The organism is Aquirufa rosea (assembly GCF_004118285.1).
Classification (GTDB): domain Bacteria; phylum Bacteroidota; class Bacteroidia; order Cytophagales; family Spirosomataceae; genus Aquirufa; species Aquirufa rosea.
This window is the reverse complement of the sequence record NZ_SDHY01000004.1, coordinates 58,467-80,882: the sequence shown is the minus strand read 5'-3', so window position 1 is coordinate 80,882 and position 22,416 is coordinate 58,467. Positions and strand designations below refer to the sequence as shown.

Here is a 22,416-nt window from a genome sequence, read left to right as displayed (position 1 = left end):
TATGCCTATTGTAGTAAACTTGGATGTGATGATGGCTAAACGAAAGATGTCATTAAATGAGTTATCTGAAAAGGTGGATATTACCTTGTCCAATTTGTCCATTTTAAAAACGGGGAAAGCCAAGGCCATTCGTTTTAGTACCTTGGAGGCTATTTGTGAGGCATTGAATTGCCAACCTGCCGATATATTAGAATATCAGTCTGAATAGAAAAAAGGGGGGAATTTATATCAATAAACCCGCACTGGCTTGCAGCGCATAAACAGTTTTAAACAGGTAGGCCTTTAAATCCAGTAATTTTTCTGAGGCCTCTAATGCCTTGATTTCTCGGCTGTTTATGAGAAATAAGCTGGACTCCCCTTGAGCGAATTTCGATTCTTCCGCCTTGGTTAAGGCCGTGTAACTCGACACGGCTTTTTCTTGCGTTTGAATTTGTTTTTTTAGTGTCTGAAATTGATTGAAATAGCTATTAATTTTAATCTGTATTTGTTGCTTTTTCTGCGACAACAAGATGGTTTCTTCTTCGATTTTTAGCTTTGCAGATTGGTATTCACCCCTACCTAAAGATAAGCGAAGCGGCATTTCAAATTTTATTCCAAAGCGATAATTATTAGTAAATAAAGCCGTGTTCACAGAGGTGGCTTTGTCTTTCATTAGGTGGTTATATTGCAGATCAATTTTGGGCAATAAACTCTGAAATTTTAATCTCTTTTCCACATTCAATCCTTCAATTTTAAATTGATAAGCCTGAATTTCAGGATGAAAGGAATCAACTTTTTCTAGGATGGATTGCAAGTTCAAATCGAAATTAGAAAATAGCGTATAATCACCCCAAACCTCGGCAGGTAAAATGTCCTTATGGAGAGTTAATGGACTATTATTTTCTTGCCACAAGAAGGCAGATAATTGTAAAATGGCATTCTCATAATCCAAGGATTTTGCCAAAAACTGGTTATCCAAATACATGAATTGCGTGTTGGCTTCCAGGGTATCCACGGCAGGTCGATCTCCTAGTTCTACGCTTCTTTTCACAAAATCAATTCTTCTTTTGGCGGCATCTAGGTTTTGACGAGTGACATTCAATACTTGATAACATTTTAGCCAATGCCAATAGGCTTCCATGGCATCTGAGAACAGTTGATTTAATACGACTCTTTGTTCTGCAAAAGCCATTTGATTCATTAACTTGGCTTGTTGCAAAGCAGCCCTCCTTTTATCCATCAAAAGGTTTTTGGCAATGGGAACTTGAATTCCTATGTAACTTGTTTGTCCAGTCGTTTGACTAGGGTCAAGTCGGTCTCCTTGCAAATTTTCAATACCAGAATTGACTTCAATTCCGTACCAGGTAGGGATATTTAATTCTGGAGAATTGTATTGGTAATAGCTAGTGCCATCCAAGGTCTTACTGGTAATGTAGTGTTTAAGGATGGGGTCAAACTCCGCTCGAGCTTGAAGGATTTGAGCATCCGTTTTTTTAATTCCAATCTGGGCTTGGCGAGCTACGGGATGATATTTCTCCACTATCTTTAAGTAAGCCTCTGGGTGCAAAGTTTTATTCTGTCCCCAACTTAGGTGTGCCAATAACAGTAAGCCCAAGCCCACGAATCTACTTTTCATATGCAGCATTTTTGTCGTTTTTGGCTTGGTAAAAATCAGGTGGGAATCCGTTGATATTTCTCCATAATTCATACCAAAGCGGAACATCATTTAACAAGATGATACCTTTAACACCAGCACCAATTTTGATCTGTTTCGGCCATTTTTTATACCGAGCATCTTCCTGTACAATCACACGAAATAAACCGTTGGGATTAATCGCATTTTCAACCACCAAAATCTTTCCCGAAAACGTTCCATAACTTTGTTCTGGCCATCCGCCAGCAAATACGATGGCCGGGAATCCATCAAAGATAAATCGGATGGATTGTCCAGGCGCAATCAGTGGAAGGTCTACTGGTCTAACAAAGACTTCTACGGCATAATTGGGACTTTGCGGAACGATTGTGAGTAGTTCCTCTCCATCTTTGATGATTTCCCCAATACCCGCTTTTTTTGATTGGATGACTTGACCTGATTGAGGTGCCAGGATATAATACATCCCATTCCTGATGGAATAATTAGTAACCTGATTGCTTAGTTTGGCTACTTCTCCTTTATTCGTTTCAATTTGTCCTAAACTTTGTAAACGTTCACTATTCGCCTTGTTGATTTTCTCTTCGTATTCTTGATCTACACTTTTTAGTTCAATCTGCGTATTACTAATCTCTTGGACCGTTTGATTTACCTTGTTTTCAGCTGCGATTTTTTTAGCTATAGCGTTTTGAGCTGTCACATTTCGCTGTTGAAATTGGGTTTGAGAAATAAGACCTTCCTTGTACATCTGCTGGTAGCGATCCAACTGGTCTTTGGCCAAATTTTGTTCATTACTTGCTGCCGTAAATTCCGCCTTCTCCGCTGTAATCTTTTGATCTAACTGCCTAAGTTTATTTTCCAATTGACTTTTTTTCAAGCTTTTAGACTGCCTTAAGTTGGCTATTTGGGCATCCGTGGCTTGTACTTTCTGAATATAATATTCCAAAGAACCTTTTTTGGCATTTAATTGGTCCTGAGTTCTGGCTATTAAATTGGGGTCAAGGTAATCTTCTTTAATCTCCGTAATTTTTACCAAGGTATCGCCTTGATTCACTACATCTCCCTCTTTTACTCTCCAATAACTGATTTTACCGGCAATCGGACTATAAATTTTTTGAGGTTTTTGTTCTTGGTATAAGCTAGTGATATTCCCCTTGGTTTGAATGTTTTGTGTCCAGGGTAAAAAGATGATGGCAATGCTTAAAATCAAGAGACCTATAAACCAAAATCGGATTTCGGTGCTTTTCCCTTGTTTGTATATAAGATTAAATGACTTGAAGTTTTCCATATTACAGGTTGATTTGTTGATCCGCGGCGCTTACAAAGACTGGGTCATTGGAAACAATGATCGTGGTGGCTTGATTCGCAGGACTTAATAAATAGGATTTAAGTTTTTCTGCGCTGGCTTGGTCTAATCCATTCCAAGGCTCTTCTAACAACAATAAGTTTTTACTTCCGCATAGGGCTCTTAGCAACAATATCTTTTTGATGATGGTTTGAGGGGTCTTTTTACCAATTGGCTCAATGACATGATCAAAACCCTTCGGAAAATGCGCGATGAAATGTTCGAAACCTAATCGCTTGGCGGTTTCAATGATGAGTTCAGGACTTACCTCTTCTTGGCCCAGGCTAATGTTTTCCCAAACCGTTCCACCGAAAATCTCTTGGCCATGCAAAAGCACGCCCGTTTGTTTCCTTAAGCTTAGCAGATTGTAGTTTTGGACAGGTATGTGATTGATTAAAATGGACCCCTTGAAATTTTGATAATTTCCGGTAAGTAAGCGGAGTAACATGGATTTACCAGCACCTTCTTGACCTAGCACAGCAACTTTTTCTCCTGGTTTGATGTGCACCGAAAAGTGATCAAATATTTTGTTTTCAGGTTCAAATTGAAAACTCAATTGCTTGAGTTCAATTTCCAAACCCTTATTGGAATGAAGCTCCAACTGCCCCGAAGACTCCATGGGACTTTCTGTGACACTGGCTAATTTTTCTAATCCAGTAATGACATCATAAGCACTATCCAAGCTGGTGATCAATTTCTCCACCGCCCCAATGACCATTAATATAACAATTTCGGCAGCAATGAATTCTCCCAAGTTCAATTGTTGGTTTAGCAAAAGGTAGGAACCCAAGGAAAGCATGATGATTGTCAACACCACCTTGAAAGTGACTAAGGTTTTGTACTGAAATAGCAATACATGGAAATGCTTGGTTCTAGCTAATAGATACTTGCTTACATTGACATCCGTCTTCTTGATATTCAAGGAAAAACCCTGACTGAATTTGAAGGATTTTAAGGTTCTACCTATTTCACTAAAAAAGCTAGCCACACTGTATTTGTGGTTGGACTCTTCGATACTCGTTTGGATACCTACCTCACTGGTGACATATAATATGAAACCAAGCATCAATAAAAGAACTAAACTAAAAACGATAAAAAATGGGTGATATAAGGATAATAAAATCGCTCCAAAGATGATTTGTACACTCGCAATCGGGATGTCTAAAAGTAATTTGGCAAATCCTTTTTGGATGTTGACGATGTCGAAAAAACGAGATACTTTCTCAGGGATGAAATACTTATCATTTTTCATTAAATCCATTTTGGGGATTTTGACGGCGAAATCATAAGAGTATTGAGTGAATATCCGTTGCTGAATAGCCTCGATAATTTTCATTTGGTTGATTTGGAGTAGCCCTACTAGAAACACTCCCAACACAATGAAAAAAATCAATATGTAGATGGAAGTGACCATGGTGGCACCCAAGACAAAACCAATGATGGATTGAACGCCCAAGGGGAGACTTAAATTGACTAATCCACTCACGATAGAAAACAAATAGATGGAGGTAACCTCTTTTTTGTGATCTGCCAGTAGCTTAACTATTCGGTCAATAGGGTTCTTTTTTGACATATAATTTATATTTCGGGAGCAAAAATAAACACTTTTTTAAATAATAGTATTGCTATTACGAATAAAATAAAAAAATATTTTGTGATAGTCTTTATATATTTTATGTTTGTGAAATTTTTTTTCAGATATGGATTATTCATTGAGTTTTAGAGTCAATAGTAAAATCTATTTGCGCGATCCAGAAAGTTCAGAATTGGGCAAGCAGATGGTGAAACATGCCATTGATTTAATCTTTGAATTGGGTTTTGAGCATTTTACATTTAAAAAATTAGCTTCTGTTATGAATACGACAGAGGCTACGATTTACCGATATTTTGAGAATAAACATCGCTTGTTACTTTATATTTTAAATTGGTACTGGTCATATATGGAATACTTAGTGGTATTTCAATTAGAGCCTGTCACAGATTCCAGGTCCAAATTGGAAAAGCTGGTGGAATTATTAACTCGAGACCTTCCCGAAAGTGCGGGGCAAACAGACTACAATAAAAATTATTTACACCAAATAGTCATCGCTGAAAGTAGTAAGGTTTATTTAGTGAAAGAAGTGAAAGAAATTAATCAGCATGAAGTTTTTAAGCCTTATAAAGATCTCTGTGAACGGATTTCCCGTTTGATTCAGGCTTATGATCCTTCCTATTTATTTCCTCATTCTCTCAGCAGTACCTTGATTGAAACCTCTCATTCACAATTATTCTTCAGTATGTATCTACCCAAATTGACGGATTGTGGTACTGAAAACAAACAAGTATTTGTAGAAAAATATTTGAAAGATCTACTCTTTACTCTATTGAAAGGTTCTCTATAAATTCTTCCGAGCGACCAGTCAAATACTTTTTCCCAATTATAAATAAGACTACATTGGCTATAGTGGCACAAAACACCATGATAATGGCCATGGTAAATGGAGTGCCATCAAACAACAAACCTAATAGGGTAGCACAAATGGATCCCCAGGCCATTTGCAATGCCCCCATCATGGCAGAGGCTGCCCCTGCCCCTTCATGAAATGGCTGTAAGGCCATGCTGATAATGTTGGGAAATAACAATCCCTGGCAAGCTAAAATGCAGAATAGGAGGAAAATATTCATTTGAATATTAATTATACCAAACTTGGAGAGAGTGGCAAGTAAAATTCCCAGCAATAATTGTAGGGGTAATATGAATGAAAGAACCTGTTGGCTTGTGAAGCGTTTTAACACCCAATGGTTGAATTGACTTGCCCCGATGATGCCTGAAGCGACCATGGCAAATATCCAACCAAACTGCTTTTCGTCCGCATGATAAAAATTCAAGAACGTCAGTGGTGCCCCTGAAACAAAGGTAAAAATACAACCCGAACCGATGGCCCCTGCGGTGGCAAAGGTTAAAAATTGCTTTTCTGCAAAAAGGGACCGATAGGAGGTCAAAATAGTATCCAATTTAAATGGTCCTCTCGGATGCTTATTAATTTTTTCAGGAAGCCAGCTTCGAATTAAAAATATGATGAGTAAGGTGATAATTCCCAACAGGATAAAGATGATATTCCAATGGGTGATGGTTAAAAGTAAGCTTCCCAAGGAAGGAGCTAAAATGGGAGAAACCCCTAAAATAAGGATCATCAAGGAAAGAATTTTGGGCCTTTCCGATTCTTTAAAGGTTTCTCGAATGATTGCATTGGGCGCTACCATGCCTATACTTCCTCCAATGGCTTGAAAGAATCGCCAAGCGATTAATTGTTCTACCGTATATGAGAACGCAGAACCAAAGGAGCTAACCACATAAATACTTAAGCCCACGTACAAGACATTTTTTCTTCCAAAATGGTCCAACACAGGGCCATTGACCAATTGCCCCAAACAAATTCCCAAAAAGAAGCTGGATAAAGTGTAACCCATTTGCTCTTGCGTACAATGCAGAGCTGCTGCCATATTTTTAAAGGCAGGAAGGTACATATCAATCGACAGGGGACCGATGGCTGATAAAATTCCGAGAATTAAAATAATTTTAGTCCGGTTTGCCTGCTTTGACATGTGGTTGGGTATGTGTGTGTAAAGGGACGCAAAATTAATCCCAAAATATGATTTTAAATAGTTTATTTTAAAAGAATAATGCTTTCGTTAATTTCCGAAGTATTCAATTTAAATTCGTTCTTGCTTCCTAACCAGATTCTATGATAAATAGGTATGAGTTAGATTTATCGAGTGATTAATATATGAAAAACCTGTTGGCGGGCATTTTGTTTTCTATTTTATGGTCTTCCGCCGCTGTTGCGACTAAATTAGGCATACAATCTGTTCATCCTTTTATACTCGCGAACTTTCGACTCATCGTAGCAGGTATTAGTTTACTACTCTTCTCCTACCTTTTTTCATTCAAAAATCGACTTGTCCCTAATGGAAAGGAAATCAAACAATTGGCTTTATTTGGTCTCTTAAATTCCACTTTATATTTGGGCGCATTTGTATTGGCCATTAAATATATTAGTCCCGGAATTGGAAGTTTAGCCACGGCTACAAATCCTTTATTCATAACCCTTTTTTCTGCTTTATTTCTTCAGAAGAAACCCAGCAGTAAAGATTTGATAAGTTTAATGTTGGGTTTAACAGGCATCCTCATTGCCTCCTTTCCCCAAGTACATCTAGAGGGGGAAGTTGGGAAGGGTTTACTTATTTTAATTGCTGGAATCATGACCGTTTCTTTGGCCACGGTCTATTATGTTCAAACTTCCTGGTCCTTAAATGCCCTAGTCATTAATGGCTGGCAAGTTTTCCTAGGAGGGATATTTTTACTGCCTTTTACCTTGTATTTCGCGGATTTTGATCAGGCTAATTTCGATTTACGATTTTTCCTTTCTGCCGCTTGGTTAATATTTCCAGTTTCCATTTTAGCCATTAGACTCTGGTTCTATATGATTGATAAGGACCCCATCGCCGCCTCCATGTGGATATTCCTATGTCCTGTCTTTGGATACCTATTTGCTTATTTCTTCAGTGCGGAACCCATATCTATCTTTACCATTGTGGGGACCTTAATGGTGATGCTGGGTTTATATGTAGGTAAAAAACAAAGTTCCAATGCATAGAAATCAGTTGATTTTTTATACCTTTTCAAAAAAATATTCCTGTGACTACCAATCGATTAGAAGCTTTCAGTGATGGCGTATTGGCTATCATCATCACTATTATGGTATTGGAGTTAAAAGTACCCCACGGAGCAAGCTTCCAGGCTTTAGAGCCTTTGATTCCTAAGTTTCTCTCCTATTTATTCAGCTTCATTTATGTGGGCATTTATTGGAATAATCACCATCATTTATTTCAGGCCATTGAAAAAGTAAATGGGAAAGTCCTTTTAGCCAACTTATGCTTACTTTTTTGGTTATCACTACTTCCGTTTGTAACCGCATGGATGGGAGAAAACCACTTCGCCGAAAATACGGTGGCCATGTATGGATTTGTACTTTTTATGTGTGCTTTGGCCTTTTTATTGTTGGAGAAAATGGCGGTGAAACACGAAGGAAAGGAATCCAATATTGGTCAAGCCTTGGCAGACCGATGGAAGGAAAGGATATCTACCACCGGGTATTTTTCAGGAATAATTTTAGCCTTTTTTTATCCAATTGTCAGTTTAATCATTTTTTACGGCATTGCAGTTTTATGGATAATGCCCGATTCAAGGATTGAGAATACCTTGAATCAACAAGCTGACAAATAAAAATAGACCATAATTTCTCTTTTGATAAGATTACAAGGGGTATTGGTCTCAATTTTTAGCGCTATTTGAAAGAGGAATTTACATTTGATTTTTAATCTACTATACTCTTATACACATGTTAAAACGTCGACAATTTATTCAAGGCTCCGCTAATACCTTGCTACTATCTTTGCTTTGGGGAACTAAAGATTCTCTATTGGCTCAATCAAGTTTGTTGCAGGGGCCAGCATTTACCTGGAAGGAATTGAGAGGAGGGATTTCACTGTTTAGTGAACGAGGAGGCACCATTGCCGTACTGAAAAGTAAAGATGGATATGCCGTGATTGATACTCAGTTTCCGGAACAATCCCAACATTTAATCGATGATTTGAAAAAGCAGTCTGATGATAAAATTCAATTGTTAATGAATACGCACCATCATGGTGATCATACCGCTGGGAATATTTCATTTAAAGGGCTAGTAAAGCGTGTCGTGGCGCATGAAAATTCCTTGAAAAATCAGATAGCGGCAGCGGAAAAGGCCAAGACACAGGATAAGCAGTTTTATCCAACAGAAACTTTTCAAGATACATGGACTGCCAAAATAGGTAAAGAACGTATTAAAGCGTATTATTTTGGTCCAGCCCATACGAATGGAGATATTGCCATTCATTTTGAACATGCTAATGTGGTTCATTTGGGGGATTTATTCGGTAATAAGCGCTACCCGATCATTGACCGAAGTGCTGGGGCAAGTATTGCCAATTGGATACATGTCAATGACAAAATTCAGAAGCAATTCGACAAGGACACCATTTTTACCTACGGGCATGCTTTTAACCCAACGGAGCTTACTTGTAAGAAGGAAGATTTGTTGGCATTAACGGATTATTTGGAAAAATTAATCATTCATGTTTCATCTGAAATTAAAAGTGGTAAAACAAAGGAGGAGGTGATGAAGTTAACGGCAGTAAATGGAGTTCAAGGGATGAATGGAGACTTCTTAAAGAACAATTTCCAAATGGCCTATGAGGAATTAACTGAAAAGAGTTCAAAACAATAAACACACATATCATTATGAAAATCAATCCATTATTCAAACCATTACTTATTCTAGTAAGTATTTTGTCTTTCACGACAATTTCTATGGCGCAGGACGCTCCTCGTCCGCCACAGAGTCCTAAGGTAACCGCAACGGGGACGATTGGAAAAGCCAATGTTTCCATTGTGTACAGCAGTCCATCCGTTAAGGGTAGAAAAATTTGGGGAGAACTAGTTCCTTATGGAAAAGTTTGGAGAGCAGGGGCTAATACCGCCACCATGATTGAGACAGACGCAGATGTGAAAGTAGGAGATAATATGCTTCCCAAAGGTAAATACAGTATTTACATGTTGCCAACAGAAGGTGATTGGCAAGTTATTTTTAATACAGAAGTGGGCCAATGGGGCATTAAAAGAGGAGGGGAAACTACTCGCAACCCAGAAAAGGATGTGTTTACTATTTCGGTAAAGCCAGGTAATTCTGAATTCAAAGAGGCCTTGGAATATAAGGTTGTTCCTTCAGGAATTGCTTTTGGCTGGGAAAATAAGAGTCTATTAATTCCAGTAAAATAAATTCATTTCTTGAATCAGGTAAAAGCGGTCTTTGTGGCCGCTTTTTGTTTTTATGGGAATGTATAAATCATAATATTTTATCCTAATTTGTATTCACTCAACAGCTAAACACACATGAATAAGAAAATCATCCTTTGTTTTTGGGTAATACTTTTTTTCTCAGCTCCCATATTAGCTAAGGACAAACCTGCCTATCGATTATTTAATGCCCAAGGGAGGGAAGTGTCTTATCATAAAATGATCAAGCAATTACAAAAACAAGACGTGGTGTTAATCGGGGAGTTACACAATAATCCCATCAGTCATTGGTTGGAATTGGAAATAATTACATCCTGCTTTTCGAAGCGCAAGCTGGTTTTGGGAGCAGAAATGTTTGAACAAGATAATCAAGGGGCTTTGTCGGCCTATGTAGCTGGAAAAATCACCGCCAAGTCACTAGATTCTTCTGCAAGACTTTGGAAAAATTATAAGACGGATTATGCACCTTTAGTGAATTTCGCCAAAGAAAATCAATTGAAATTTATTGCCACCAATGTACCCAGAAAATATGCTAGCATGGTATCTAAGGGTGGTTTTGAGGCATTGAATTCATTGACAAGCGAAGAAAAATCGTGGATGGCGCCATTGCCCATTCCTTACGATGCTAACTTACCTGGTTATCTAAAAATGTTGAACATGATGCCTGGTCATTCCACGCCCAATATGCCTAAAGCACAGGCTTTGAAGGATGCGACGATGGCTCATTTTATAGTGAAAAATTGGGAAGAACCTCAGCTTTTTATCCATGTAAATGGTTCGTATCATTCTGAAAATTATGAAGGGATCTCCTGGTATCTGAAATTGGCAAAACCTACCATTAAAATTGCGACCATTGCTACGGTAAGTCAGAAGGAAATTAAAGTGTTGACACAGGAAAATAAGCGTATCGCTGACTTTATTATCTGTGTGGAAGACGATATGACAACAACTTATTGACTGGGATATTCAGTCTAGGGATAATTCTATTGATCTCAAAAAGGATGGTCAGCTTACACGAATATCTCACCGACCATATACAACACGCAATTTCCACTGATAGTCACTCGGTCTCCCTTAAGTTCGCAGGATAAATCCCCTCCTCGAGGAGAAAGTTGTTTAGCTGTTAATTGATTTTTCTGTAGTCTTTTGGCCCAGTAGGGTGTCAATGTCGTATGCGCAGAGCCTGTGACTGGGTCTTCATTAATTCCTGACTGTGGACCAAAAAATCTAGATACAAAATCTACTTCATTTCCCGGAGCGGTAATAATGATTCCTCTAGCTTGCAGCTTGGCGATTTCTAAAAAATTAGGGGCCATTTCTGCAACTTGCTCTTCCTTCTCATAGATGAATAAAAAATCAGTTTTGCCACGGTAAACCTGTTGAGCCACTTGATTTAAACCTTGAAAAGATGCCCAATCGAAATCAACAGGCTGCACCTGATCTGCAGGAAAGTTTAAAGTCAGTAAATCTCTTTGCCTTGCAACCCGTAATTCTCCACTTCGTGGCGAAAAGAATATAATTTCATCAGTATCTGTTCCTAAACAATGAAACAGGACATGTGCAGCTGCCAAGGTAGCATGACCGCATAGATCCACCTCCACGGTGGGTGTAAACCAACGTATTTCGTAGTGCTTGCCCCGTTTGACAAAAAATGCCGTTTCTGCTAGGTTATTTTCTGCGGCAATTTTCTGCATGATATCATCTGCCAACCATTCTTCTAAGGGACAAATGGCAGCAGGATTTCCGGCAAATAATTGATTCGTAAAGGCGTCTACTTGGTACAGGGACAGATTCATGCTTCCTAAATTAATCCCCCAATTTATGCATTCTCTAGGGAAATTAACTTGCCGGGCTTAGCTAAATGCCATAAAAGAGCCCCGAAAATATCGGGGCTCCTATTTATTCGAAAACGCTTACGAACTAATTAGATTTAACTAGTTGAAATAACTCCTTGTCCAATTGTGGCTTAACGGTGCAAGTATTATCGAAGTGCATGGTTGAGGTATTTGTTGCATTATAGGTAGGCCAATTCGGTAACCCTTTGTGGTTTGGATTGCCTAAACGAGCAAAATTTATCCAAGCTTGGCTCATTTTGTCGGCTAAGGCATAGGCTTCTTTGGTACCCCCAGTCATTTCTTCACAACGCGCGATATTGTTGAAACAAAACGGCAATTCGATGCAGTGAATGGCCTTGTACTTACCATCCATCACCGGAGATTGCCAAGTAAACAAGTACATATAAACGGGAGCACCTCCAGCAAGGGCCGATTTAATATTTGCCTGATCTACCGCACCCGGTCTGAAACGGGTATCCACATCCATTAAATCTGTGGGTTTGGTATCGGCAGGATATGCCTTGCGTACTGCCGCTTTGTAGGCTTCAGCCTTGGCGCCATAAGTTTTTTGCAAGTAGGCTTCTACTTCTGCCATGGAGGCATCATGGCTAATGCCAGAAAATAAGGTTGGCATGAATTCATTCTTCACTGTTCCAATCATCAATGGGACATTTTTAGAAAGCTCCATGGCTTCTGCGGACATCGGTTGGTAAGGTAAAAGGTTCGGGTCTATGCTAGGTCCCCAGCTTAATCCAAAACCTCCAACAGCTTTACCTGCAGCTTTTAGTTGTGCAGAAACGGCTTGCAATGCTTTCTGACCCGCCGATGCCAATACGGGGAATGGTACTTTTTGTAAACTATCTACCTTACTCTCATCAATATGTAAAATGTTTAATACCTCTTTGGTGATGGCTTGAGTGACCGATTTATCCATCATATTAGTAGTGAATGCACCACTTTGGTTGATGGCTTTGTGGAATAGCCCTTTAGCAGATGGCATGGCCATCAAGGTATTTACTTTAGCTCCACCACCCGATTGGCCAAAGATGGTCACATTACCTGGGTCTCCTCCAAACTGACTGATATTGTTTTTAACCCATTCCAGAGCAGTTTTCATGTCTAAAATGGAATTGTTGGCCGAGGTCTTATATTTTTCCCCATAGGCAGATAAGTCTAAATAGCCCAAAATATTCAGGCGATGGTTGATAGACACGACCACGACATCTCCTTTTTTGGCTAAATTTTCTCCATCATAAGAGGGTAATTCTTGTGAAGAACCTGAGGTAAATCCTCCTCCATGAATCCAAAATAATACGGGTCTCTTCTTCCCATCATTGATGCCCGGAGTCCAGACATTTACACGCATGCAGTCCTCATTAGGATAACCCCAAGAGTGATTATACACAAATTCTGATTCGTCAGCCACCTGTGTGGTTGGCGTCATTAAATAGGCTACTGGGCCATAGCTCAAAGAACTGCGAACACCGTTCCATGGCTTTGGCTTATGTGCCGTTTCAAATCTACCAGCCTCCGCGTATGGAATTCCTTTGTAGGTATAAATACCCCCATGAACATAACCTCTAACCTTACCAGCATCTGTGGATACCACAGCTACATTTTGCCCTGTGGTCACTTGAGCATGTACAGACAGCCCACCAAGGAGGAATAGGCCTAAAATTAAACTAGCTTTTTTCATTGTTGTATGTATTAAATTATAGAGTTTCTACCCTGTGGAATCAAAATGAACGAAAGATATCTTTGTATCAAATTGATAATTTAGCCAAATGTAGTAAAATATTTTGATTTTCTATTTTTTAGAAAATGACTTTGATAAAAACTGTTTCTTCTAAAAATTTGTCAATAACTTAGTAAAAAATATTTTCTTGAAATCCTCTAAACATATACCCCAACTGACCGTTGATTGTGTGATCTTCGGTTTTCATCACAAAAAGCTCAAGCTCATATTAAGCAAATTGAAGCTTGAAAAGGATATTTACGCACTTCCCGGGGGATTTGTATTACAAGAAGAAGATATTGAAGACGCAGCCAAAAGGGTATTGTTTGAAAGAACGGGGATAGAAGATGTCTATTTGGAGGAATTGGGGACGTTTGGGCGGGCTAATCGAATTTCCGATGAAGATTTTCAATTATTCTCCCACCTGGCCAAGGAATTATATCCAGATGTGGAGCCCCCCATCAATGAGAAAAATCAAAAAATGCGCTTAGTAAGTATTGCATATTATGCTTTGGTTGATTTCGAAAAGGTCATTCCTAAAAAAATTGACTTAGATGAAAGCTGCGATTGGTATGATAGTCAAGATCTGCCTCACATGATATTTGACCACCGTGAAATGGCCGAAAAAGGGCTTGAGGTACTTCGGGACAATCTGGACAAAAAATTGCTTTTCAACAACCTTTTGTCTGAAACCTTCACCATGAGGGAGTTGCAGGAATTGTACGAAACGGTTTACGATAAACCCTTCCCCGCCAATAATTTTCAGAAAAAAATCTTGGATTTGAATATCTTGGAAAGGTTGGACAAAAAATTCACAGGAGCTAAAAGTAAAGCCCCATATTTGTATCGTTTAAAATCAAATCTTTCCAACAAAGGGTAATGTATTTTCTGAGAAATTAAATTTTATATTTACCCAAACTAAGCTATTTCCCATGGGCAAATTTTATCCATCTATCTCTAAGGCTCATCAAGATTTTATAGAAAAGCAGCACCTATTTTTTGTTGGTACTGCACCATTACGTGATGACGGACGTGTTAATGTATCTCCGAAAGGTTTGGATTCGTTTCGAGTGATTAGCAAGCAAACGGTGGCATATATGGACCTTATCAGTTCAGGTAATGAGACCTCAGCCCACACCCTGGAAAATGGAAGAATAACCTTCATGTTTTGTTCTTTCGATAAAACCCCCAACATCTTGCGCCTTTATGGTAAAGGTTTCACGATATTACCTAATTCCCCACTTTGGGATGAATATGCACCGCATTTCAATTTGATTTCTAGTACCAGGCAGATCATTGTTGGCAACATAGATTTAGTTCAAACTTCCTGCGGATACGGTGTTCCTATGTATGATTATCAAGGAGAACGAGATATTTATTTTACTTGGAGCGAACAAATGGGTGCAGAGAAAATGGAAGAATATATGCTAGAAAATAATATGAAAAGTTTGGATGGATTACCTACTGATTTAGCCAAAGAGAAATTGAAATGATCGATCCATTATTTAAGAAACTTGCTTTTAAGCAACAGTCCGAAGTACTTGTTTTGGGAGCGCCGGCATCCTTCCAATTAGCCTTGGAAAAATTACCAGAGGAATCTCGAGTAATTAGCTCATTGAATCAAGTAGATCAAGTGAACTATGCTTTAGTTTTTGTTACCCAAAAAATGGAAATTCAAGAATTTGCCAAATCTGTGCAACAAAAAATCGTAGGAGATGCGACCATTTGGATGTGCTATCCCAAAGGAAGTTCCAAAAAATATCGTTGTGACTTTAATCGTGATCAGGGTTGGGAACCCATGGGGGAGATCGGATTTGAGCCAGTAAGTCAGGTGGCTATAGATGAAGATTGGTCGGCCTTACGCTTTAGAAATGTACATTTTATCAAAACTTTACATAGAAATCCTCAATCCATCATGTCAGAAGAAGGAAAGGCAAGGATAAAGTAAAGTTTTCCATTTTCTTTCTTTGCTAGTAAAAAGCCTACATCGGCTTTATTTAACCTATGAAAATTCTTCCATCATCCGTAGTATTCCTTCGTTTTTTCGTTTTTGTTTTGCCTCTTTGGGCTATTTCATTTTCAGGAATTTCTCAACAAATAAACCGTGGCGCACAAGTTTTTGAAATGAACTGTGCTAGCTGCCACAATTTCAAAGAGGATGGAATTGGCCCCCAATTAGGCGGTCTAAAAGGAGTAGTTGATAAACAATACCTGATAGATTTCATCAATAATCCCAAAGGTATGATTGATGCGCAGGTGGCGAGAGCTCAAGATAAATTCAAGAAATTCAAATCCTATATGCCAGGCTTTAATCATCTGGATCCTCAGGATATACAAGATGTGATTGCCTATATTTTAGAAAAACCTGCACCTAAACTTCCTAATACCAAAGGAAAATTAGCGCTGGAAAATCCCATTGTGCCTAAAATCGCTTTTTCTGGAGAAACAATTAACCTGAAAAAGGTCATTCAATTCCCTATTACAAACTCGACCGAGCCTAAAACCAGGATCAATAAAATGACCTTTCATCCCATCACCAAGGATCGTGTTATTTCGGATTTACAGGGAAAACTATACCTATTGAATTCAAAAAATGAATTAAGTGAGTACTTAGATATTTCAAAGTACTTTCCGCATTTTACCAATAAACCGGGAATGGCAACGGGCCTCGGTAGCTTTGCTTTTCATCCTCTTTTTGCTCAAAATAAACTCTTTTATACGACCCATACAGAGCCTGAAATCAAAGGCCCTGCCGACTTTACTTACGGCGATAGCCTTCGTGTGAAACTGCAATGGATTATTACAGAATGGACGTTGGATGATGCGAAATCCGCTACCGTTCAGGGGAAATCGCGAGAAATCATGCGGGTTAATGTGATTGATCAAATCCATGGCATGCAAGAAATCACTTTTAACCCTTATGCCAAAGTCGGGGATCAAGACTTTGGATTGCTGTACATTGGAATGGGTGACGGGGGAGCTTTGGAACAAAGGCGCGGTTTCATTCCCAACAACATCGAACATGCTTGGGGGAAAGTGCTTAGAATAGATCCCTTGGGAAGAAATAGCCAAAATGGGAAGTATGGCATACCTGCCTCTAATCCATTTGTTGGTAAAAAGGGCTTGGATGAAGTCTTCGCTCAGGGATTTCGAAATCCTAACCGTATTTCTTGGCTCAAAGACGGGAGAATCATCGTGTCAAATATTGGCCAAAGAAACATCGAGTCCTTGTACCTTTTACAAGCAGGTAAAAACTATGGTTGGCCTTTACGTGAAGGCACCTTTGCGATTGATCCTAGCTCGACAACCAATACCGTTTATCCACTTCCCAAAGATGATGCCAAGATGGGATATACTTATCCGATAGCCCAGTTTGACCATGATGAGGGAAATGCCATGATGGGCGGATTTGAATATACCGGAAAAGCTATTCCTGCTTTGCGAGGAAAATATATTTTCGGGGAGATTGTTCGGGGACGAATATTCTATATCCCCATTTCTGAAATCAAGGAAGGAAGTCAAGCGCGCATTCGAGAATTGAAGCTTCGTTTGGAAGGTAAGGAAGTAACGCTAAAGGAATTATCCAAATCTAATAAAGCGGATTTACGTTTGGGACAGGACGCGCAAGGAGAGTTATACATCATCACCAAGGTGGATGGAATGTTATATCAAATAGTTCCCAATGAGTAGCAGGTATCAACTAGGAATGTGCGGAAAAAACGATTCCATCATTTTTTTCCTCTTCCCAAATATGCCAAGGCGAATTTGATTGTATGTAAGAGAAAAAGAGTAATATTGAACCATATTGAAATTCTCTAATTCAAAAATAAATCTAGCTATGATCAGAAAAGCAAATGCCGTTTGGCAAGGAACCGGAAAAGAAGGTAAAGGGGTGTTAAGTACCCAAAGTGGTGTGTTAAGTCATACTCAGTATTCCTTCAATACTCGATTTGAAGATGGGATTGGAACAAATCCTGAGGAATTGGTAGCTGCGGCACATGCAGGCTGCTTTGCTATGAAGTTGAGTTTCAACCTGACAGGCGCAGGCTTTCCTCCCAAAGTCTTGGATGTCCAAGGACAAATTAAAATGGAAGAAGGCAGCATTATTGAGTCTCGATTAATCTTAAAAGCCACTGTGCCAGGAATCGATCAAGATACTTTCTTGGCTCAAGTAAAAGATGCGGAGGCGAATTGTCCTATTTCTCGATTATTGAAAACGACCATCGTAGTGGATTCCACGTTGACTGTTTGATCCTCATCTCTTGCAGACAAAACAAGGATGATATCAGTAAGATTATAACTATTATTACTTTTAGAAATAGTATCACTTAAAATGGAATAATCTCATGAGAGAAAATAGTTCTAACCGCAGGAAATTTTTGCAAGATGCCAGTTTATTGTCCGGACTTGCCTTCATACCTTCCTTAAATGCACCGATCAAAGACGCAACATCTTTGTTTGTTCCTAAAGTACAGGAAAAGGTGATTGCACCCAGATTGAAATTTGGTGTCATTGGAATTAACCACGGACATATTTATACCATGGCCAATTCCATTATCCGAGGAGGAGGAGAATTTGTTTCTTACTATGCCAAAGAACCAGACCTCATCAAAGATTTTGCCAAAAAATATCCAACGGCGAAATTGGTAAAGAGTGAAGCGGAGATTTTGGGAGATCCTTCCATCCAATTGGTATTAAGCTCCATTACTCCGATTGATAGAGCGCCATTAGGCATCCGTGTGATGAAAGCGGGTAAAGATTACATGGTCGACAAACCAGGTATCATCAGCCTGGAGCAGTTGGCCGAGGTTAAAAAAGTTCAGCAAGAGACCAAAAGAATTTATTCTATTTCTTATTCGGAAAGATTTGAAAACAAAGCCACCGAAAAAGCGAGTCAATTGGCTCAAACAGGCATCATCGGAAAGGTAGTTCAAACCCTTGGAACAGGACCTCACCGCATGAGCATTCCATCCAGGCCATCCTGGTTTTTTGATAAAAAGTACTACGGTGGAATCATCACGGATATAGGTTCTCATCAAGTAGATCAATTCCTTCATTTCACTAAATCTACGCGAGGAGAAGTGGTAGCCTCGCAAGTGGCTAATCATAAATATCCTCAATATCCCAACTTTGAAGACTTTGGCGATTTAATGTTGCGTGGAAATGGTGGATCAGGTTATATCCGTGTGGATTGGTTTACTCCAGATGGGCTCAATACTTGGGGCGATGGCAGATTGACTATTTTGGGTACGGAAGGATACATGGAGGTTCGTAAAAATACCGACATCGCTTCTCCGCATGGTACGGGTAGTCATTTATATTTGGTCACTCAAAAAGAGACTTTGTACATAGATTGTAAAAATGTAGAACTTCCTCATGGAGAATTGCTGGTGAATGATGTATTGAACAGAACAGAAACCGCCATGTCTCAGGAACATTGTTTCCTTGCCACAGAATTAGCTCTCATCGCACAAAAACAAGCCACCAAAATATCTGCAAAATGATGAAAAGGAGAAAATTTATCAATAACATGGCCCTTGGGGCGGTAGGCACTTTGGGTTTTCCTACCATTGTTCCCACCCATGTATTAGGAGGAAAAGATGCTCCGAGCAATAAAATTAATATCGGTCAAATCGGTTGTGGGCGTATCGCCAGAACCCATGATTTGCCTAGCACCTGGAGGTATGACAAAGCCAGAATTATGGCGGTCTGTGACCTAGACAGAAACAGAACGGAGGATACTAAAAAACTGGTGGAAGAATACTATACTAAGAAAACGGGTCAGAGTAATTACATCGACGTGAAAATGTACGATGATTACCGAGAGATGTTATTGAATAAGGACATTGACGCGGTGATGATTAGTACCCCAGACTTTTGGCATGCTCAGCCTGCTATGGAGGCAGCTCTAGCGGGCAAAGACATTTACCTTCAAAAACCTACTTCTCTTACCATCAAAGAAGGCCGCCAATTAGCTGAAGTCATCAAAAAAACAGGAAGAATTTTGCAGGTGGGAACCCAACAAAGATCCACAAGCCAATTCCGCAGAGCTGCTGAATTAGTGAGAAATGGACGGATTGGTAAATTACATACGGTAAAAGTGGGGCTCCCAGGAGACCCAAGTGGCCCCATTGTAAAGCCAATGCCTGTACCTAAAGGCCTGAATTATGACATGTGGTTGGGCTCAACCCCTTTTATCCCCTACACCGAACTTAGCGTACATCCTCAGGTGGGTTATGACAGACCGGGATGGTTACGTATGGAGCAGTTTGGGGCGGGTATGATCACCGGCTGGGGACAGCATCACTATGATTCTGCCGCCTGGGGTATGGATACGGAATTAACAGGCCCCCTTTCCGTGGAGGCCGTAGCCGAATTCCCTAAATCGGGAGTTTGGGATGTGCATGGCGACTTCATGGCGAAAGCAGAATATGCCAATGGCATCACCATGTATACCAGCGGAGGCTTCCCGAATGGTATTCGTTACGAGGGAACGGAAGGTTGGATTTTTGTGTCGAGGGGTGACTATTCCGCAACGCCAACAGACCCAACTTCTAAAGTAAGAGCTAAAGCGCTAGATGCTTCCAATCCCGCTATTTTAGATTCTGTCATTGGAGAAAAGGAAATTCATTTATACCATTCTGATGAGCAGCATGGCAACTGGTTGGATTGTATAGAAACTAGGAAAGAGCCTATCTCCCCGATTGAGGTTGGTCACAGAGCATGTACCGTTTGTTTAATTACCCATGTAGCTATGAAATTACCGCGTAAGCTGTATTGGGATGCTAAAAAAGAACAATTCGTGAACGATGCGGAGGCTAATCGCTTTTTAAGTCGGACTCAAAGAGCGCCTTATGGTACTGACCGTATCAAATTCTAAAAGGGTAATTTACCCAAGGTTATTTCAAGGCTCCTGATTATCAGGGGCCTTTTTTTGTTGGCCCGATTGAATAGCTCAAATTATTTTAATGAATTTTAACTAAAAAAATAGTTAGAAAAATATTGTAACTAAAAAATTAGTTATACCTTTGGCTCAACAAAGAGAAAACCATGAAAAAATTAACTCAAGCAGAAGAGCAAATCATGCAGGTAATTTGGACCCTGCCAGAGGGGGGCTTTTTGAAGGATATCATTGAGCTTTTACCTGAACCCAAGCCTCATTCTAACACCATTGCCACACTGTTGAAAATTCTGGTCGAGAAGGATTTTGTTAGTATTCAAAACCCGAATCGAAATAACCTTTATATGGCTAAAGTTAGCAAACAAGAATATTCGGGTCAGCGCATAGCTGGTTTGACGGAATCATTTTTTGGGGGCTCCTACGCCAATGTGGTGTCTTTTTTAGTGGACAAAAAACAGATGTCCATTGAGGATTTAGAATTGCTGCTTAATCAATTAAAATCTAAAGGTGATGATCAATAACGCACTTTTTATCTACCTATTTAAAAGTAGCTTGATATCGGGGATATTCTATGCCTACTATGTGTTGGTCCTTCGGAATAATCGCTTCCATCAATACAACCGATTCTATTTGTTGATCAGTATGTTGTTGAGTCTAGTCATCCCAATTTTACCCTTCTCCATTTTTTCTGTAGACGAAAAGCAAATCCAAGGTGCAGGCCAAGTGATTTATCTGGTGGCAGCCTCAGCTAGTGCCCAACCTGAGCATGTCTCTTGGATCAATTTACCTTGGTTGGATTATGTCACGGGGATTATTTGTTTGATATCCATAGCACTCGTGAGCTATTTTATCTATCAAGTGTTTCGGATTTATCAATTGAAAATGCGCTATCCAAGTATTCCCATGCAAGGGATTCTATTCATTGAGACAGAAGAGGAGGAGGCTCCCTTTTCCTTCCTACAACTTCTCTTTTGGAAAAAATCAATCTCACTCACAGAGGAGCATGGGCAGGCCATTTTCAAGCATGAATTGACCCACATTCAACAAAAACACACGATCGACCGGATCATTTGTCAAATCATTACCTCGGTGTTTTGGATTAATCCGTTTAATTGGCTTATCCATCGAGAGTTACAAAATATTCATGAATTCATTGCTGACCAAGAGGCTGTGGGAAGCAATAACGTGCAGGCTTTTGCCCAAATGATTTTACAATCCCACTATGGAAATCACTTTTTGAATCCTAGTCATTCATTTTATTATTCATCCATTAAACGAAGAATTGTCATGTTAACAACATCCCAAAATACCTCATATGAATATGCCAGAAAGGTGTTGGCATTACCCATTGCCTTCCTGGCGATCGCCATATTCTCATTGCAAGTAAGAGCCCAAGAAAAACCAGAAATTTCTGCGGCTCCTAAAATCAGCATTACTGCTGTCAAAAATGCTCCGAATAAGCCCAGTAAACCCGGGAAACCCGGTGTGCATGGACTTCTTCCTCCACCTCCAACACCGCCGCTCGCCCATCCAGCCACTCCTGGAGTACCGCCCCCTCCTCCGGTTCCACCACTCTATGTTATTGACGGGAAAATTCAAAAGAATGTCCTTTTAAACCAGATTAACCCTGCCGATATTCTTTCTGTCAATGTCTTGAAAGGCAGTCAAGCCATTAGTCAGTATGGTCAGGAAGGTAAAAATGGAGTAGTGGAGATTATCACCAAGAAAAATTCCCCGGCTTCTGAAGCTAGTTCGGTGATAGAGGAACCTGCTTCATATCCAGGTGGAGCGAGTGCTTTTCAAGCATTCCTGTTGAACCACTTACAATATCCTGAGCAAGCTAAAAAAGCCAATATCTCCGGTAAAGCTTATGTCCAATTCACGGTAGAAGTAGATGGCAGCCTTTCCGACATCAAAGTACTGAGATCGCCAGGTTTTGGTTTAGGCGAGGAAGCAGTCAGAATCATTAGGGAGTCAGGCAAGTGGATTCCTGCCAAAAGCAATGATGTGTCGGTAGTTTCCCAAATAGTACAGCCAGTAGCTTTTTCCTTAGGGAAATAGCCTCCATTTTTGTGATTTCCAGCCTAAGTAAT

Annotated in this window: 22 protein-coding genes; 16 read left to right on the top strand and 6 right to left on the bottom strand. The window is 39.7% G+C overall.

Annotated features, from left to right (window positions below; genetic code table 11):
* The first annotated feature begins 1 nt into the window (after position 1).
* The gene (locus tag ESB04_RS07495) at positions 2 to 208 is read left to right on the top strand and encodes a helix-turn-helix domain-containing protein (RefSeq protein ID WP_129027118.1); all 207 of its coding nucleotides are present in this window, start codon (positions 2 to 4) and stop codon (positions 206 to 208) included.
* Positions 209 to 223: 15 nt separating this feature from the next.
* Here ESB04_RS07495 and ESB04_RS07490 read toward each other — a convergent pair whose 3' ends face one another.
* From ESB04_RS07490 to ESB04_RS07480, 3 genes are read right to left on the bottom strand one after another with little or no spacing between them, the layout of a single operon-like run.
* Positions 224 to 1,615 (bottom strand): TolC family protein, encoded by a 1,392-nt coding sequence (locus tag ESB04_RS07490; RefSeq protein WP_164969616.1) that lies wholly within the window; start codon positions 1,613 to 1,615, stop codon positions 224 to 226.
* Entirely contained in the window at positions 1,605 to 2,918 is a 1,314-nt protein-coding gene (locus tag ESB04_RS07485) for an HlyD family secretion protein (RefSeq protein WP_129027116.1), read from the bottom strand. Before ESB04_RS07485 ends, ESB04_RS07490 begins: the two co-directional genes overlap by 11 nt.
* A 1-nt stretch (position 2,919) precedes the next feature.
* On the bottom strand, positions 2,920 to 4,548 hold the full coding sequence (locus tag ESB04_RS07480; RefSeq protein ID WP_235832196.1) for a peptidase domain-containing ABC transporter: 1,629 nt from the start codon (positions 4,546 to 4,548) through the stop codon (positions 2,920 to 2,922).
* A 127-nt stretch (positions 4,549 to 4,675) separates the two neighbouring features.
* Here ESB04_RS07480 and ESB04_RS07475 point away from each other — a divergent pair, with 127 nt between their 5' ends.
* Positions 4,676 to 5,356 (top strand): TetR/AcrR family transcriptional regulator, encoded by a 681-nt coding sequence (locus ESB04_RS07475; protein ID WP_129027115.1) that lies wholly within the window; start codon positions 4,676 to 4,678, stop codon positions 5,354 to 5,356.
* On the opposite strand, the gene ESB04_RS07470 is transcribed toward ESB04_RS07475, so the two are convergent.
* Complete coding sequence (locus ESB04_RS07470; protein ID WP_129027114.1) at positions 5,331 to 6,560, bottom strand: multidrug effflux MFS transporter; 1,230 nt, start codon at positions 6,558 to 6,560, stop codon at positions 5,331 to 5,333. The two genes, ESB04_RS07475 and ESB04_RS07470, sit on opposite strands and share 26 nt — an antisense overlap.
* A 182-nt stretch (positions 6,561 to 6,742) precedes the next feature.
* Here ESB04_RS07470 and ESB04_RS07465 point away from each other — a divergent pair, with 182 nt between their 5' ends.
* From ESB04_RS07465 to ESB04_RS07445, 5 genes are all read left to right on the top strand, one after another.
* Positions 6,743 to 7,612, top strand: a complete 870-nt coding sequence (locus ESB04_RS07465) for a DMT family transporter (RefSeq protein WP_129027113.1) — start codon at positions 6,743 to 6,745, stop codon at positions 7,610 to 7,612.
* Between the two features lie 41 nt (positions 7,613 to 7,653).
* Positions 7,654 to 8,241, top strand: coding sequence for a TMEM175 family protein (locus tag ESB04_RS07460; RefSeq protein ID WP_129027112.1), 588 nt, complete (start codon positions 7,654 to 7,656; stop codon positions 8,239 to 8,241).
* Positions 8,242 to 8,356: 115 nt separating this feature from the next.
* A complete protein-coding gene (locus ESB04_RS07455) occupies positions 8,357 to 9,283 on the top strand; it encodes an MBL fold metallo-hydrolase (protein ID WP_129027111.1) in 927 nt (308 codons plus the stop codon).
* Positions 9,284 to 9,297: 14 nt separating this feature from the next.
* Positions 9,298 to 9,834, top strand: coding sequence for a DUF2911 domain-containing protein (locus ESB04_RS07450; RefSeq protein ID WP_129027110.1), 537 nt, complete (start codon positions 9,298 to 9,300; stop codon positions 9,832 to 9,834).
* A 114-nt stretch (positions 9,835 to 9,948) separates the two neighbouring features.
* Positions 9,949 to 10,809 (top strand): ChaN family lipoprotein, encoded by an 861-nt coding sequence (locus tag ESB04_RS07445; RefSeq protein WP_129027109.1) that lies wholly within the window; start codon positions 9,949 to 9,951, stop codon positions 10,807 to 10,809.
* A 53-nt stretch (positions 10,810 to 10,862) separates the two neighbouring features.
* On the opposite strand, the gene ESB04_RS07440 is transcribed toward ESB04_RS07445, so the two are convergent.
* Positions 10,863 to 11,648: a PhzF family phenazine biosynthesis protein gene (locus tag ESB04_RS07440; protein WP_129027108.1), complete on the bottom strand. Its 786-nt coding sequence runs from the start codon at positions 11,646 to 11,648 to the stop codon at positions 10,863 to 10,865.
* Positions 11,649 to 11,772: 124 nt separating this feature from the next.
* Positions 11,773 to 13,383 carry a carboxylesterase/lipase family protein gene (locus tag ESB04_RS07435; protein WP_129027107.1) on the bottom strand — a complete coding sequence of 537 codons (1,611 nt, stop codon included), beginning with the start codon at positions 13,381 to 13,383 and terminating at the stop codon, positions 11,773 to 11,775.
* Positions 13,384 to 13,570: 187 nt separating this feature from the next.
* Here ESB04_RS07435 and ESB04_RS07430 point away from each other — a divergent pair, with 187 nt between their 5' ends.
* From ESB04_RS07430 to ESB04_RS07390, 9 genes are all read left to right on the top strand, one after another.
* Complete coding sequence (locus tag ESB04_RS07430) at positions 13,571 to 14,302, top strand: NUDIX hydrolase (RefSeq protein WP_235832195.1); 732 nt, start codon at positions 13,571 to 13,573, stop codon at positions 14,300 to 14,302.
* Positions 14,303 to 14,354: 52 nt separating this feature from the next.
* Positions 14,355 to 14,915, top strand: coding sequence for a pyridoxamine 5'-phosphate oxidase family protein (locus ESB04_RS07425; RefSeq protein ID WP_129027105.1), 561 nt, complete (start codon positions 14,355 to 14,357; stop codon positions 14,913 to 14,915).
* A complete protein-coding gene (locus ESB04_RS07420) occupies positions 14,912 to 15,370 on the top strand; it encodes a hypothetical protein (protein WP_129027104.1) in 459 nt (152 codons plus the stop codon). The genes ESB04_RS07425 and ESB04_RS07420 overlap by 4 nt, the downstream gene beginning before the upstream one ends.
* Before the next feature lie 56 nt (positions 15,371 to 15,426).
* A complete protein-coding gene (locus ESB04_RS07415; RefSeq protein WP_129027103.1) occupies positions 15,427 to 17,112 on the top strand; it encodes a PQQ-dependent sugar dehydrogenase in 1,686 nt (561 codons plus the stop codon).
* Between the two features lie 148 nt (positions 17,113 to 17,260).
* Complete coding sequence (locus tag ESB04_RS07410) at positions 17,261 to 17,674, top strand: OsmC family protein (protein ID WP_129027102.1); 414 nt, start codon at positions 17,261 to 17,263, stop codon at positions 17,672 to 17,674.
* A 94-nt stretch (positions 17,675 to 17,768) separates the two neighbouring features.
* The gene (locus ESB04_RS07405; protein ID WP_129027101.1) at positions 17,769 to 18,926 is read left to right on the top strand and encodes a Gfo/Idh/MocA family protein; all 1,158 of its coding nucleotides are present in this window, start codon (positions 17,769 to 17,771) and stop codon (positions 18,924 to 18,926) included.
* Positions 18,926 to 20,302, top strand: a complete 1,377-nt coding sequence (locus ESB04_RS07400; protein ID WP_129027306.1) for a Gfo/Idh/MocA family protein — start codon at positions 18,926 to 18,928, stop codon at positions 20,300 to 20,302. Before ESB04_RS07405 ends, ESB04_RS07400 begins: the two co-directional genes overlap by 1 nt.
* 170 nt (positions 20,303 to 20,472) lie before the next feature.
* Positions 20,473 to 20,844 (top strand): BlaI/MecI/CopY family transcriptional regulator, encoded by a 372-nt coding sequence (locus tag ESB04_RS07395; protein WP_129027100.1) that lies wholly within the window; start codon positions 20,473 to 20,475, stop codon positions 20,842 to 20,844.
* Positions 20,834 to 22,384 carry a TonB family protein gene (locus ESB04_RS07390; protein WP_129027099.1) on the top strand — a complete coding sequence of 517 codons (1,551 nt, stop codon included), beginning with the start codon at positions 20,834 to 20,836 and terminating at the stop codon, positions 22,382 to 22,384. The genes ESB04_RS07395 and ESB04_RS07390 overlap by 11 nt, the downstream gene beginning before the upstream one ends.
* The last annotated feature ends 32 nt before the right edge of the window (positions 22,385 to 22,416 follow it).

Bases quoted from the DNA above. Each gene is read 5' to 3' on its own strand.
- ESB04_RS07490 (WP_164969616.1), bottom strand. From the start codon at position 1,615: ATGAAAAGTAGATTCGTGGGCTTGGGCTTACTGTTATTGGCACACCTA.
- ESB04_RS07420 (WP_129027104.1), top strand. From the start codon at position 14,912: ATGATCGATCCATTATTTAAGAAACTTGCTTTTAAGCAACAGTCCGAA.
- ESB04_RS07400 (WP_129027306.1), top strand. From the start codon at position 18,926: ATGAAAAGGAGAAAATTTATCAATAACATGGCCCTTGGGGCGGTAGGC.
- ESB04_RS07480 (WP_235832196.1), bottom strand. From the start codon at position 4,548: ATGTCAAAAAAGAACCCTATTGACCGAATAGTTAAGCTACTGGCAGAT.
- ESB04_RS07465 (WP_129027113.1), top strand. From the start codon at position 6,743: ATGAAAAACCTGTTGGCGGGCATTTTGTTTTCTATTTTATGGTCTTCC.
- ESB04_RS07445 (WP_129027109.1), top strand. From the start codon at position 9,949: ATGAATAAGAAAATCATCCTTTGTTTTTGGGTAATACTTTTTTTCTCA.
- ESB04_RS07455 (WP_129027111.1), top strand. From the start codon at position 8,357: ATGTTAAAACGTCGACAATTTATTCAAGGCTCCGCTAATACCTTGCTA.
- ESB04_RS07475 (WP_129027115.1), top strand. From the start codon at position 4,676: ATGGATTATTCATTGAGTTTTAGAGTCAATAGTAAAATCTATTTGCGC.
- ESB04_RS07485 (WP_129027116.1), bottom strand. From the start codon at position 2,918: ATGGAAAACTTCAAGTCATTTAATCTTATATACAAACAAGGGAAAAGC.
- ESB04_RS07435 (WP_129027107.1), bottom strand. From the start codon at position 13,383: ATGAAAAAAGCTAGTTTAATTTTAGGCCTATTCCTCCTTGGTGGGCTG.
- ESB04_RS07495 (WP_129027118.1), top strand. From the start codon at position 2: ATGCCTATTGTAGTAAACTTGGATGTGATGATGGCTAAACGAAAGATG.
- ESB04_RS07450 (WP_129027110.1), top strand. From the start codon at position 9,298: ATGAAAATCAATCCATTATTCAAACCATTACTTATTCTAGTAAGTATT.
- ESB04_RS07410 (WP_129027102.1), top strand. From the start codon at position 17,261: ATGATCAGAAAAGCAAATGCCGTTTGGCAAGGAACCGGAAAAGAAGGT.
- ESB04_RS07395 (WP_129027100.1), top strand. From the start codon at position 20,473: ATGAAAAAATTAACTCAAGCAGAAGAGCAAATCATGCAGGTAATTTGG.
- ESB04_RS07440 (WP_129027108.1), bottom strand. From the start codon at position 11,648: ATGAATCTGTCCCTGTACCAAGTAGACGCCTTTACGAATCAATTATTT.
- ESB04_RS07415 (WP_129027103.1), top strand. From the start codon at position 15,427: ATGAAAATTCTTCCATCATCCGTAGTATTCCTTCGTTTTTTCGTTTTT.
- ESB04_RS07405 (WP_129027101.1), top strand. From the start codon at position 17,769: ATGAGAGAAAATAGTTCTAACCGCAGGAAATTTTTGCAAGATGCCAGT.
- ESB04_RS07470 (WP_129027114.1), bottom strand. From the start codon at position 6,560: ATGTCAAAGCAGGCAAACCGGACTAAAATTATTTTAATTCTCGGAATT.
- ESB04_RS07390 (WP_129027099.1), top strand. From the start codon at position 20,834: ATGATCAATAACGCACTTTTTATCTACCTATTTAAAAGTAGCTTGATA.
- ESB04_RS07425 (WP_129027105.1), top strand. From the start codon at position 14,355: ATGGGCAAATTTTATCCATCTATCTCTAAGGCTCATCAAGATTTTATA.